The organism is Pseudomonas sp. IT-P44, assembly GCF_949768225.1.
GTDB classification, from domain to species: Bacteria; Pseudomonadota; Gammaproteobacteria; order Pseudomonadales; family Pseudomonadaceae; genus Aquipseudomonas; species Aquipseudomonas migulae.
On sequence record NZ_CATKQM010000012.1, the window covers coordinates 69,950 to 82,766 of the forward strand.

At 62.0% G+C, this 12,817-nt stretch carries 9 protein-coding genes; 3 read left to right on the forward strand and 6 right to left on the reverse strand.

The window, feature by feature from the left end; translation table 11 throughout:
- Window positions 1-48 precede the first annotated feature (48 nt).
- From ACM6IO_RS06755 to pvdM, 3 genes are read right to left on the reverse strand one after another with little or no spacing between them, the layout of a single operon-like run.
- Complete coding sequence (locus ACM6IO_RS06755; RefSeq protein WP_008032321.1) at window positions 49-954, reverse strand: formylglycine-generating enzyme family protein; 906 nt, start codon at window positions 952-954, stop codon at window positions 49-51.
- 29 nt (window positions 955-983) lie between these two features.
- Window positions 984-2,264 (reverse strand): aminotransferase class V-fold PLP-dependent enzyme, encoded by a 1,281-nt coding sequence (locus ACM6IO_RS06760; protein WP_223554094.1) that lies wholly within the window; start codon window positions 2,262-2,264, stop codon window positions 984-986.
- A gap of 28 nt (window positions 2,265-2,292) precedes the next feature.
- Window positions 2,293-3,642, reverse strand: a complete 1,350-nt coding sequence (gene pvdM, locus ACM6IO_RS06765; RefSeq protein WP_008039979.1) for a pyoverdine-tailoring dipeptidase-like protein PvdM — start codon at window positions 3,640-3,642, stop codon at window positions 2,293-2,295.
- Between the two features lie 244 nt (window positions 3,643-3,886).
- Between pvdM and ACM6IO_RS06770 the strand changes: the two genes are divergently transcribed.
- Window positions 3,887-5,515 (forward strand): PvdJ/PvdD/PvdP-like protein, encoded by a 1,629-nt coding sequence (locus tag ACM6IO_RS06770; RefSeq protein WP_414911201.1) that lies wholly within the window; start codon window positions 3,887-3,889, stop codon window positions 5,513-5,515.
- A gap of 160 nt (window positions 5,516-5,675) precedes the next feature.
- Here ACM6IO_RS06770 and ACM6IO_RS06775 read toward each other — a convergent pair whose 3' ends face one another.
- The 3 genes from ACM6IO_RS06775 to ACM6IO_RS06785 are packed head-to-tail and all read right to left on the reverse strand — an operon-like array spanning window position 5,676 to window position 10,224.
- A complete protein-coding gene (locus ACM6IO_RS06775; protein ID WP_414911202.1) occupies window positions 5,676-7,070 on the reverse strand; it encodes an efflux transporter outer membrane subunit in 1,395 nt (464 codons plus the stop codon).
- 7 nt (window positions 7,071-7,077) lie between these two features.
- Window positions 7,078-9,051 (reverse strand): MacB family efflux pump subunit, encoded by a 1,974-nt coding sequence (locus ACM6IO_RS06780; RefSeq protein ID WP_008032330.1) that lies wholly within the window; start codon window positions 9,049-9,051, stop codon window positions 7,078-7,080.
- On the reverse strand, window positions 9,052-10,224 hold the full coding sequence (locus ACM6IO_RS06785) for an efflux RND transporter periplasmic adaptor subunit (RefSeq protein WP_223554101.1): 1,173 nt from the start codon (window positions 10,222-10,224) through the stop codon (window positions 9,052-9,054).
- A gap of 514 nt (window positions 10,225-10,738) precedes the next feature.
- Here ACM6IO_RS06785 and ACM6IO_RS06790 point away from each other — a divergent pair.
- Entirely contained in the window at window positions 10,739-11,218 is a 480-nt protein-coding gene (locus ACM6IO_RS06790) for a sigma-70 family RNA polymerase sigma factor (RefSeq protein ID WP_008032335.1), read from the forward strand.
- Between the two features lie 149 nt (window positions 11,219-11,367).
- Entirely contained in the window at window positions 11,368-12,705 is a 1,338-nt protein-coding gene (locus tag ACM6IO_RS06795; RefSeq protein WP_008039987.1) for a lysine N(6)-hydroxylase/L-ornithine N(5)-oxygenase family protein, read from the forward strand.
- The last annotated feature ends 112 nt before the right edge of the window (window positions 12,706-12,817 follow it).

Here is a 12,817-nt window from a genome sequence, read left to right on the forward strand (position 1 = left end):
GTTTAATTTAGACGGCCGCCGACTGGTGGCGGCCGGGGGGAAGGGGTGTCAGCCTTTGGACGGCAGATCACGCACGACGCGGAAACCGATCCAGTCGCCACGGGTTTGCGGGTAGATGTTGTTGCGGTTGCCGGAGCGCGAGAACACCGGCGCTTCGCCCCAGTCATTGCCGCGAATCTGCAAGGCTTCGCAGTTGGGTTCGACCCACGCGCTGCCGTCGGTGGGGGCGCCCACGTAATCGCTGTGTTCGCAGTCGGCGATCCACTCGTAGACGTTGCCGTGCATGTCATACATGCCGAAGGCGTTCGGCGGGTAGCTGCCGGCCGGGGAGGTGTAGCTGTAGCCGTCGGTTGGCCCGTAAGTATTGGCATGGGTGGCGATGCTGTACTCGGTACCTTCATCGAACGGGAACGGGAACGGCCCCGTTGAACCGGCACGGGCGGCGTATTCGCGCTGGGCCTCACTGACGATGTGGTAGTGCTGGCCGGTCTTGAGGGACAGCCACGCGACATACGCGCTGACCTCGGCAAAGTTCATGCACACCGCCGGCTGACGCGGGCTTTGTGGATAACGCGGCTTGCTGTTGATGCACTCGCGGCCGGGGCGCGTATCGCCGTCGGGGATGGTGATCCCGGTTTCTTTCAGGTACTGGTCCCATTCGCCGGCGGTGATCTGGTAACGGCTCATGGCGAACGGCTTGTCGAACGTCACTTCGTGCATCGGGCCTTCATCGGGTTCGCGACCGACTTCACCCTCCGGCGTGCCCATGGTGAAGGTGCCGGCGGGCAGCACCACCATTTCCGGGCAGTTGCGGCAATCCTTGAACACCTTGCCCGGCAGCGGTGCGGTGGTAGCCTGGGCGGCGCCGGGCAACGCGGTGCCGAGCAATGCCAGGATGGTCAGCGCCCCGAGTTGTGGGAGCGACAATCCGAGTCTGTGCAGGATGTTTTTCATATGCATTCTCGCTAAAGGAAATCGGTGTTTCAGAGCTTGCTGGCCAACAACGTCATGACGCGGTCGATGTGCGCCTCGGTGTTGAGCAGGCCCGGCGACAGGCGAATGATCGGGCCGACATCGCGGTCCACGGCATCGCAGACCACGCGCTGGTCCATCAGGAAATTGGCGACTTCTTCGCAGTCGCGGTTCTTGATCCGGAAGAACGTGAAGCCGGCGGAATACTCGGGTGACAACGGCGTGACAAGCTCCACCGACGGATGCTCCTGCAAGCGCTTTTTCAGGTAGCTGTTGATTTCATGGATGCGTGCCTGAACCTCTGCCTTGCCCAGGTCCAGATGCAACTTGAAGGCTTCGGTCAGCGCCCAGCGGTGTTCAAACGAGTGATAGCCGCCGTAGGTCATCACGGTCGAAAACGTAGTCGCTTCGGAGAATGTCGGGATGGTCGGCGTGAGGTCCTTCATGTCATCGGAGCGCGCGCAGATGATCCCGGTGCCCCGTGGGCCGAACATCCATTTGTGGGTGCCGGCAATGAAGTAGTCGCAATGCATGTCCGGAAAATCGAGGTTTTCCACGCCGAAACCGTGGACGCCATCGACCACATAAAGGATGCGATCCTTTTCCTGGCGGTCGCGGTTTTTCTCGGCGACCAGTTTGCCGATCTCGCCGATGGGCAGCTTCACACCGCTGCCGGAATGCACCCAGGTCATGCCGAGCACGCGAGTCTCGGGGCGAATGTTGCGGGCAATCGAGGCCAGTATTTCTTTCGTCGAAACCTTGTACGGGTCTTCGAACAATTTGATTTTACGAACCTTGGTTCCGTCCTTTTGCGTGCGGAATTCAAACACGCTGTTGGCGGCGTAGTGCTCATGTTCGCTGGTCAGGATTTCCTGATCCGGACGCACGTGAATGCCGGCGTAAATCATCGCCAGGCCTTCGGTGGTGCTGCCGGTCAGGGCGATCTGCGAAGGCTTGGCTTTCAAGTAATGGCCGGCCCACACGCGCACGTCTTCTTCGCGGCGTTCGGTTTCGCCGCGATGCCAGTCCATCGCGAGGCCGGGGTTGCGGTCGAGGTTGGCGCGGTGCATCTCGATGGCTTCGCGCACGGGACGCGGGTGTGAGGTCACCAGGAAGTTGGCGAAGTGCAGGTAATCGGGATCCTGATTGAACAGCTGGCGAAACTGCGCCCATTTGTCTTTGGGCAGCGGTGCCGGCGTGGCGGCCAGCGCCGGCAAGCTGACCGCTGAACCCAGGGGAATGGCGGCCGCGACAATGCCGGCCTGCTTGAGGAAAGTACGACGGTTGGTCATGAATTCGGTTCGCTTGGCAAAGTGAATGTCAGTGTTTGGCGACGGGTCTGGAGGACTTCTGCACCTGATCCCAGACGCGCAGGAAATTGCCGCCCCAGAGCTTGGCGATGTCGGCTTCGCTGTAACCGCGGCTGATCAGTTCGGCGGTCACGTTGCGTGCCTCGCTGACGTCTTTCCAGCCGTTCAGGCCGCCACCGTCGTTGAAGTCGGAGCTGATGCCGACGTGATCGATGCCGATTTTTTTCACGGCGTAGTCGATGGCGTCGCCGTAATCCTTGAGGGTGGCCTTGGGTTCTTCATCGACAATGCCGTAGAGCTGACTGGCGTATTCGCCGAAACGCTGTTCCGACCACACGGTGATCACCGGGTCGCCCGGCATCAGCGCCATCTCCAGGCCTTGCAGCGGTTGCAGGTCGAAACGCGCACGCAGGGCGTTGAGTTTGTCCTGGGTGCCCTGGCTCAGCGGCTTGATGTAGGTAGGGAAGCCGACGATCTGCACCACGCCGCCGCTGTTCTTGATCAGTTGCATTTCGCTGTCGCTGAGGTTGCGCGGGATGTCCACCAGCGCCCGTGGCGCCGAGTGCGAGGCGACCATCGGTGCGCGGCTCAATTGGCTGACTTGTTCCAGCGCTTTGGTCGACATTTGCGACACATCGATGATGACCCCGAGGTCGTTCAGGCGATGCACCGCTTGTTTGCCCAGCTCTGACAGGCCGCCCAGCGCATCACGGGAATCATTGAAAAACGGCAGCGGCCGGGACGAATCGGCCCAGGCGTTGTTGCCCACGTAACTGAAGCCGAACATGCGCATTCCGCGCGCGGCCCACTTATCCAGGGCGTTGACGTCGTTGCCCAGCGGGTAGGCGTTGAGCATGCTGATGAACACGGCGAACTTGCCCTCGCCGTGCAGGCGTCGGAAATCGTCCGGGGTGTAGGCAATGGCCACCTGATTGGGGAAGTCGCGCACCAGGGTGGTGATGATTTTGTAGCGGGTCTCCTGCTCGTGACGGGCTTCGTCGATGAACCCGGCGGTCGGGCGGTGCGGGGCGTTGTCGCCGTTCCAGATTTCGGGCCAGCCGAAAATGGTCAGCGCCGCGCCGGACAGGCGACCACGCGCTGTCTTGACCAGGTCGAACTGGCCGCTGCCGTCCTTGTCGGCCTCGTTTTCGGCGGTGCCGAAATCCATGGGCACGGTGATGTGGCTGTCGAACGAGAGGATGCGTTCTTGCAGTTCATCGGCCTGTTTCATCACCGCGACCGGGTAGCCGGGGTTGTCGTTGAGCCAGTAATCCCAGGCCGCAAACCCTGCCGCGCCAGCGATGGCCAGCGCCAGGGGCAGGCCAATGAAAAGAGCCTTTTTCGAACGAGGTTTTGTCATTGCCATCTCAGTCAGGTTCGCCGTCGAGGGTGCAGGCGCGGGGGCCTTTGCTATCTGGGAAGAACGAGTGGCCGAGTGGGAAATTTAGTGAGGCTGAGGGCCCCTTCGCGGGCAAGCCTCGCTCCTACAGGTCCTGCGCTGCCTCTGTAGGAGCGAGGCTTGCCCGCGAAGCTCTTAAATTTGTCGAGGCAACAAACGTTCTAGCTTGGATAAAGCCTGCTCCATGGCTGACACAGGTAGGGCAATGACGATTTCTCGACGATGGTTCCTGGCGGGTCTGGCACTGACCGGCGCCGCCCTGCCTGCGGCGTATTACGGGCATCGCGAACTGACAAAACCGGACCCGACCATTACCCCCGGCGAAGCGTCATTCGACGTCGCGGATGTGGCCGGTCAGCGTTTGGCCAACACCTTGCAGGGCGTCTGGGACATTCGCTTCGAGGGGCGTGACGCGGGGCTCGACGGCTTGCCTCGCGAGGGCTTGCAACTGCTGCTCGACGTCGGTCACAAGGGCCGTGGGCTCAACGGTTTTCTCGATACTTTCGAGGCGCTGCGTGCCGCACCGCCACCGCGCTATCGCGTCCTCGGCGATCTGGCGGGCGTAGATAACAAAGAGCTGAGCTGGCGCCTGATCGATTCCCGATCCCCGACCGGGACGCCGGACTACGAATTCACCTTCAAGCTGGACGAAGTCTGGGCCGCGTTCGGCAATGCCGGCAGCGGCACCTTGAGTGGGCGTGTGCTGCGTCTGGATCGTCCGTTGGCCTTGACCGCTCAGGACAACCGTTTCGTCGCGGTCAAACAGGTGTTCCCTGAAGCGCGTGAGCGCACGGGCCTGGGCCCGGCGTTGCTGGCGTGGCTGATTTCGCCCGAGCACCGTTTGTTCCATCAGCTCTGGCACGCCTCCCGCGACAAATGGCACACCTTGTCCGAAGACAAGCGCAACGCCTTGCGCGGCATCGGCTGGCAGCCGGGGCTTCGGGACAAGGAGCGCGATGCGCGGGGGGCGCGCAAGGACCGCAATGGCTCGGGCATCGACTTTTTCTTCATGCACCGGCACATGCTCGGCACCGCGCGCTCCCTGCAAGACTTGCCGTCGTGGCAGCAGTTTCCGTTGCCGCAACCGGAGCTGGTGCGTGATCGCCAGGCCTTTGCCCGTTACTTCGACAACCACGACGGCACCGCTTTGCCGCCGGCCTGGCGCGCCGATGACGATGACGAGTATTCGCAGTGGGTCGCCGATCTCAAGACTGCCGAGACCTATCACAGCAATTTTCAGGTCTGGGAGTCGCGATACCGTGACCCGCGTTACTTGTCGAAATTGACCTTGGGGCAGTTCGGTTCCGAGGTCGAACTCGGGCTGCATGACTGGCTGCACATGCGCTGGGCGTCGGTGCCCCGCGATCCGTCCAACGGCCAGCCTGTGCCGTTCGCGCGGGACACCGCAGACTTTTCCGCCCGTTGGTTCGCGGCGGAAAACGACTTTCTTGGCGACCCGTTTTCCTCCCATGTGAACCCGGTGTTCTGGCATTTCCATGGCTGGATCGATGACCGACTCGAAGACTGGTTCCGTGCGCACGAGCGCTTTCATCCGGGGGAAGTCAGGCGGCTGGAGGTCAATGGTGTGCCGTGGTTCGCGCCCGGTCGCTGGGTCGAGATCGACGATCCGTGGCTTGGCCCGAGCACCCACGGCTGCAACACCACACCGGGGTTGCAGGCGGGCAAGTCGGTGGAAATGGACCCGGAAACCATGAAACTGGCGCTGCGGATTACCTTTGGTGAAGATGAGAAAAAGTTGGAAGACCTGTTCCGCAAGGTGCCGCAACGGCCTTGGTATGCGCGGAATCTGAAGGCTAAACAGAGTCCGGTTTGATTACTGCGTTATCGTTCTTCGCGGGCAAGTCGAATCGTCGCACCGCTCGCTCCTACAGGATTCAGGTGTGCTGCATGATTGGGGCATGACACTTAACCTGTAGGGGCGAGCGGTGCGACGATTCGACTTGCCCGCGAAGGGGCCATCGCTATCAATACAATCACAACACCTGCCACCCACCCCCAAGCGCCTTGTACAACGCAACACTCGCCTGCAACCTCGCCAACCGCAGCTGCACATTCAAATCCTGCGCGGCATACAGCGTGCGCTGGGTCTCCAGCACCGTCAGCAAATCCTCGGCCCCGGCCTGATAGCGGCTTTGCGCAATGTCGAAAGCCGTTTGCGCCTGATTCAATTCTTCACTTTGCCACTGGCGCTGGGCGTCCAGTCCGCGAATGCCGGTCAGGGCTTTTTCCACGTCGGCAAAGCCGTTGATGATCGCGCCACGGTAGGTTTCCAGCAGTTCTTCCTGGCGCGCCGTGGCTTTATCACGTTCGGCGCTCAGGCGACCATTGTTGAAAATCGGCGCGACCAATCCGGCGGTGAGGTTGTAGAACGGGCTGCGCAGCACATCGCTGAAGGTGTCGGCGCCAGAACCGATCTGGGCACTCAATGTCACGGTGGGCAGCATTTTCGCCCGGGCCACGGTCACATCGGCGCGTGCGGCTGCCAGCTGCGCTTCGGCGCGAGCAATGTCGGGGCGACGGTTGAGCAACTCGCTGGGCACGCCCGCACCGATGACCGGCCAACTGAGTTGGTCGAAGCGCTGATCGTCGAGCTTCAGCTCCTGAACCGGACGGCCGAGGAGGGCGGCGAGGGTGATCCGCGCTTCTTCGGCTTGTTGCTGCACCAGCGGCAACTGCCGTTGTTGCGCGGCCACCAGGCTTTTTTGCTGGGCCAGCTCCAGTGCCGTGGCAGAGCCTGAGTCGAAGCGGGTTTGTACCAGGTTCAAAACCTTCTGCGCATTCGCCAGATTGAGCTGCGCAATACGGTGCTGTTCCTGCAATGACAACGCTTGCGCGTAGGTGCTGGCAACCGCGCTGAGCAGCGTCAACTCAACCGTATCGCGATCGAACTCACTGGCTCGCAGGCCGAATTGCGCGCTGTCACGGGAGGCGCGCTGGCCGCCCCAGAAATCGATTTCATAACTGGCGCTGAGGCTGGCGTCGAAGTAATCCACCGCCTTGTTGCTGTCGTCGGCGTACAGTTGGCTGTAGCCGTTGCCGCGCATCAGCTTCTGGCGATTGGCGTTCCCCGCAGCTTTCACTTCTGGCAACAGCGAACCGCCGGCGATCACGGTGGTGGCTTGCGCTTGACGCACTCGGGCCAGTGCGGCCGCCAGGTCATAACTGCCGACGCGGGCCTGTTCAATCAGTTGATCGAGCTGCGGGCTGCCAAAGTGCGTCCACCACTGGGCGTTCTGCATCAAGGCGTTTTCATGGTGTGCCGACTGCCAGGTGGGCGGCGGCTGCAGGCCACTGTCCGGGCGCGGGTCCGGGTTGGCGCACGCGCTGAGCAACACGCAGAGGGTCAACAGGCTGAGTGGCGCTTTCATAGATCGATCATTCACTGGTAAGGGCCGTGACCGGGTCGAGCCGGGCAGCTTTGCGGGCCGGCATGAAGCCGAAGACAACACCGGTGACCAGGGCGCAGCCGAAGGCACCGAGTACCGCTATCAAAGAGAACGCGACGGCCACTTCGCTGAGAATCAGCACGCCGCCGACGATCAGCGCCAGGGCAATGCCGGCGAGGCCGCCGACCACCGAGAGCATCACCGCTTCGGTGAGGAACTGCCGCAGGATGTCGCGCTGACGGGCGCCGGTGGCCATGCGGATGCCGATCTCGCGGGTGCGTTCGCGCACGGTCATGAGCATGATGTTCATCACGCCAATCCCGCCCACCAACAGCGAAATCGCAGCGATCGAGCCGAGCATCAGCGACAGGGTATTTTGCGTGCGCGCTTCAGCCTGAATCATCGCTGCGTTGTTGGTCAGTTCGAAATCCTTTTTGCCGTCGTGCAGGCGCAACATCAACTGCTCGATGGCGGTTTCCGTCTCTTTGACCTTGCGCGCATCGGCCGCGGCGATGGCCACGTACTCGGGGTTGTGGGTGCCGAACAGCCGCACACTCGCGGCGGAATAGGGGATGGCGATGCGGTCGTCGCTGTCGCTGTCACCGGAGCTGGCACCTTTTTCCGCAAGCACGCCGACCACCTGGAAGGGCACGTTTTCGATCAGGATGTACTGGCCGATCGGGTTGGCTACGTCCTTGAGCAATTTGGTCCGTACCTTGTGCCCGATCACCGCGACGGCCGCCGCGTTGCGTTCATCGTCCTGGGTGAAATAGCTGCCTTCGACCACCGGCCAATTGAAGATCGCCGGGAAATTGGTGTCGTTGCCGCCGACGTAGCTCAAGTGGTCGAGGTTGCCGAAGCGCACCCCGGCCTCCTGGCCGTTGACCGGCATGATGCGCGTCACCTGCGGCAGGCTGCCGACCGCCGCGACGTCATCGAGGGTGATGATGCCCAGCGGTGTTCGCGGGTTCGGTGCCGAGCCGCTGAGGTAAATGATGTTCGAGCCGAACGCGCCCATCTGCGCCATCACCTGGCGCTTGCTGCCTTCGCCGACGGCGAGCATCACCACCACCGACGCGACGCCGATGATGATCCCGAGCAGGGTCAGCGCGGTGCGAAACTTGTTGATCCACATCACCCGCCACGCGGCGTGTACCGCGTCCACCAACTCGCCTTTCCAGGCACCGGTGGCCTCGGCGCCTTCGCTCAGGCGCTTGCGCAAATCCACGGCTTGCAGGGCGCCGGGGTTGGCCGAGGTTTGTACGTCGGGGTTGTCGTGGGCACTGTCGCTGATGATCAGCCCGTCGCGGATTTCGATGATGCGTTTGGCCCGGGCCGCGACTTCGCGGTCGTGGGTGATGAGGATCACCACGTGGCCCTGGCTCGCCAGTTCATCCAGCAGCGTCATCACCTCGGCGCCGCTGTGGCTGTCGAGGGCGCCGGTGGGTTCGTCGGCGAGGATGATGTGGCCGCCGTTCATCAAGGCGCGAGCGATGGATACGCGTTGTTGCTGGCCGCCGGAGAGTTGATGCGGGCGGTTGCCGGTGCGTGAGGCGAGGCCGAGGCGGTCGAGCAGGGCGGCAGCGCGGGCATGACGTTCGGCGGCCGGGGTGCCTGCGTAGATCGCCGGCATCTCGACGTTTTCCTGGGCTGAGCCGGACGGAATCAGGTGATAGCCCTGGAACACAAAACCGAAGGCTTCGCGGCGCAGCCAGGCCAGCTCATCGCTGTCGAGCCCGGCGACGTTCTCCCCGGCGAAGCGGTACTCGCCGGACGTCGGGCGGTCGAGGCAGCCGAGGATGTTCATCAGCGTCGACTTGCCGGAACCGGACGCGCCAACAATCGCCACGAATTCCCCGGCATGGATCGACAGGTCGATGCCGCGCAACACGTGAACTTCAGGTGAATCGCCGCCGCCGTAGGATTTGCGGATGTCCTGCAGGTCGATCAGGGGCGTCAGCATCTAGCCGCCACTCCCGTCGACCGGGCCGATCAACAGGTGATCGCCTTCCTGCAAGCCGTCGAGGATTTGCACCCGCAGGCGGTCGCTGATGCCGGTGCGAACGTCGCGTTGTTCGATGCGGCCGTTTTTGGCGACGACCTGAGCGGTCTGGATGTTCGGTTGCGTGCCGCCTTGCAGCGCAGCGATGGGCGCGGTGAGCACGTCTTTCGCCTGGTCGGATACGAAGAACACCTGCGTGGTCATTTCCGCCATCAGCGCGTTGTCGGCGTTATCGACGTCGAGCAGCACGGTGTACAGCACCACGCGAGCGCTGCCGCTTTTGCTCGAACTGGTCGGGCTGCCACCGCCCTGGCTGGTCTGGTCCAACGGTTTGGGCGGCACCGGCAGGATTTGCCGCACGGTGCTGCTCCAACGCCGCTTACCACCGCTGAGGGTGGTGAACCAGGCCGTCATGCCGGGTTTGACGTGGCCGATGTCGGCTTCCGAGACTTCGGCCCAGACCGTCATCGGCGACAACTTGGCGATGCGCAGAATCAACGGAGTTTGTTGTTGTGCGTTGAGGGTCTGGCCGACCCGGGCGTCGAGTGCGACCACGGTGCCGGACATCGGCGCGTAAATGCGCGTGTAACCGAGTTCGGCCTGATCGCTGCGCAGGCTGGCCTGGGCCTGGCGGATCTGCGCCTGGAACATGTCGATGCGCGCCTGGGTGGCGCGCAGCTCTGCCTGGGCCGTTTGCACGTCTTCTTCGCGGGTGGCGCCGCCGGCCTTGAGGTTCTGCTGGCGCTGGAACTTTTGCCGGGCCAGCTCGTGCTGTGCCCGTTGTTCCTCGAGTTGTGCCTTGAGGTTTTCCACGGAAAAACGCCCGGCGTCGAGTTTGGCCTGTTGCGTGGACGGATCGATTTCCACCAGCAACTGGCCTTCCTTGATCACGTCACCGACTTCCACATGGATCTTCTGGATCTGCCCGGACGCCTGCGCACCGACGTCCACGTAGCGTCGAGGTTGCAGGGTGCCCAGCGCCGTGACGCTGCTTTCGATGTCACCCCGACTGACTTGTACGGTGGCGAATTTGTCTCGGCCGGGCGGGATGACCTGCCAGGCAGCCACGGCGATAACGGGGATCAGACAAAGTGCTACAAGCAGGGCGCGTCGGGTGTGTCGGGGACGTTTCATGCAGGGTTCCGGCCAATGGATATCGGCCCGTCGCTCAGCCTGCGCACAAAATCCGGCAACAGTTGAACGCTGTCGGGAAGCCGACAGAGACGGGGAGCTGTCCTTTATACGAGGAAAGAGCCGAGGAATTTAGCTCTCGACACAACCCGACACAATCACATTGCGGGAGCGGCGGGGATCGTATTCACAACACAAAACTTTGTAGGAGCCGGCTTGCTGGCGATGGACGAAAGTGCGCCGCGTTGATTCAGGCAGAACGCGTTATCGTTAACGACCATCGCCAGCAAGCCGGCTCCTACAGGGGATCGGGTGCATAAAATAGCCGGTTGCAAGCAGGGAGTATTGAACAGATCGAAGACTATTTGTCGGGCAAGATGAAGCAATACTTTAAATCTATATGAGAATTACTATAAATTACGCACCTCGAACTGCCACTATCGTGCCACTGCCCATTTCGGCGGTCGTTGCGGTGGCTCAAGGAAAGAAACCGCACCCCTGCGGCCGGGAGTCATGGTTGGAAAACTACTATCGCGAGCTGGTGTGTTTCCTCAACGCCAAGCTGGGCAACCGTCAGGTGGCCGAAGATGTGGTGCATGACGCTTATGTGCGGGTTCTGGAACGTTCCAGCGACACGCCGATCGAGCAGCCCCGGGCATTCCTTTATCGCACCGCGCTCAATCTGGTGATCGACGACCATCGGCGCAATGCGTTGCGTCAGGTCGAATCGCTGGAAGTGCTCGACAACGAAGAACGCTATTTCACCCCGTCCCCGCACAACAGCCTCGACCACGGCCAGCGCCTGGAAATGCTCCAGCGCGCCCTGGCGGAATTGCCACGGCTGTGCCGCGAGAGTTTCCTGCTGCGCAAGATCGATGGCCTGTCGCACCCGGAAATCGCCGAACGCCTGGGGATTTCCCGGGCGCTGGTCGAGAAGCACATCGTCAATGCGATGAAGCATTGCCGCGTGCGGATGCGCCAGTGGGATGCCCACTGATCTTCTCCGGTGGGTAAAAAAACAATATTAAATTTTGTTTCATTGTCCTCGTTCCCTATCAACAGACGACCTGCTGTCCTGCTCAAGGCTGGTCAGGTCACTTAGGCTTACGCCCCACTGTTGAGGGGTTCATCCAGAGGACACTGGAAATGACACAGGCAATTGCATCGCCCATCGTTCACGACCTGATCGGCGTCGGTTTCGGCCCTTCGAACCTGGCGCTGGCCATCGCACTGCAAGAGCGCGGGCCGAGCCAGGGCGAGCTGGATGTACTGTTTCTCGACAAGCAGGCGGACTATCGCTGGCACGGCAACACTCTGGTGACCCAGAGCGAATTGCAGATTTCCTTCCTCAAGGACCTGGTGACCCTGCGCAATCCGACCAGCCCGTATTCCTTCGTCAACTACCTCAAGCACCACGGTCGTCTGGTGGATTTCATCAACCTCGGCACCTTCTATCCATGCCGCATGGAATACAACGACTACCTGTGCTGGGTCGCCGGGCAATTCGCCGAGCAGAGCCGTTACGGCGAAGAAGTGCTGACCATCGAGCCGGTGCTGCACAACCAGCAGGTCGAAGCGTTGCGCGTGATCTCCCGCGATACCCAGGGCCAGCAACACGTGCGCACCGCCCGCTCGGTGGTGGTCAGCGCTGGCGGAACACCGCGCATTCCCGAAGCGTTCAAGGCGCTGAAGGATGACGGTCGGGTGTTCCACCACTCGCAGTACCTGGCGCAGATGGCCAAGCAGCCGTGCGTGAACAATCAACCGATGAGCATCGCGATCATCGGCGGCGGACAGAGCGCGGCGGAAGCCTTCATCGATTTGAACGACAGCTTCCCGTCGGTGCAGGTCGACATGATCCTGCGCGGCTCGGCGCTGAAACCGGCGGACGACAGCCCGTTCGTCAACGAAGTGTTCTCACCGGAATTCACCGACCTGGTGTTCCAGCAGGCGAGCAGCGAGCGCGAGCGTCTGGTCAACGAGTACCACAACACCAACTATTCGGTGGTGGACATTGACCTGATCGAACGCATCTACGGGATCTTCTATCGCCAGAAAGTCTCGGGCATCGCCCGTCATGCCTTCCGCACCCTGACCACTATTGAAAAAGCCACCGCCACCGAGCGCGGCATCGAACTGGCAGTGCGTAACAACGCCACCGGCGAAGTCACGGTTCGGCATTACGACGCGGTGGTACTGGCCACCGGTTATGAGCGTCAGATGCACCGCAAACTGCTGGCACCGCTGGAGCAATACCTCGGTGATTTCGAGGTGGACCGCAACTACAAGCTGATCACCGACGAACGCTGCAAGGCGGGCATCTACATGCAGGGCTTCTGCCAGGCGAGCCATGGTTTGAGCGACACCCTGTTGTCGATCCTGCCGATTCGCGCGGACGAGATTGCCGGGTCTTTGTATGACCATGGCAAGCACCGTGGGCATGGCCGTTCGGTGGTGGACCTGCTGCTCGCGACTGCCAGCTAAATTTTGCGGCGCTCTTGAGGCCGCCTTCGCGAGCAAGCCCGCTCCCACATTGGATCTGTGTACGCAGGACCACATGTGGGAGCGGGCTTGCTCGCGAAGAGGCCCTGAACAA

Excerpts from the sequence above, each read along its gene's own strand:
- ACM6IO_RS06755 (WP_008032321.1), bottom strand. The coding sequence starts at position 954 with ATGAAAAACATCCTGCACAGACTCGGATTGTCGCTCCCACAACTCGGG.
- ACM6IO_RS06760 (WP_223554094.1), bottom strand. The coding sequence starts at position 2,264 with ATGACCAACCGTCGTACTTTCCTCAAGCAGGCCGGCATTGTCGCGGCC.
- pvdM (WP_008039979.1), bottom strand. The coding sequence starts at position 3,642 with ATGACAAAACCTCGTTCGAAAAAGGCTCTTTTCATTGGCCTGCCCCTG.
- ACM6IO_RS06770 (WP_414911201.1), top strand. The coding sequence starts at position 3,887 with ATGACGATTTCTCGACGATGGTTCCTGGCGGGTCTGGCACTGACCGGC.
- ACM6IO_RS06775 (WP_414911202.1), bottom strand. The coding sequence starts at position 7,070 with ATGAAAGCGCCACTCAGCCTGTTGACCCTCTGCGTGTTGCTCAGCGCG.
- ACM6IO_RS06780 (WP_008032330.1), bottom strand. The coding sequence starts at position 9,051 with ATGCTGACGCCCCTGATCGACCTGCAGGACATCCGCAAATCCTACGGC.
- ACM6IO_RS06785 (WP_223554101.1), bottom strand. The coding sequence starts at position 10,224 with ATGAAACGTCCCCGACACACCCGACGCGCCCTGCTTGTAGCACTTTGT.
- ACM6IO_RS06795 (WP_008039987.1), top strand. The coding sequence starts at position 11,368 with ATGACACAGGCAATTGCATCGCCCATCGTTCACGACCTGATCGGCGTC.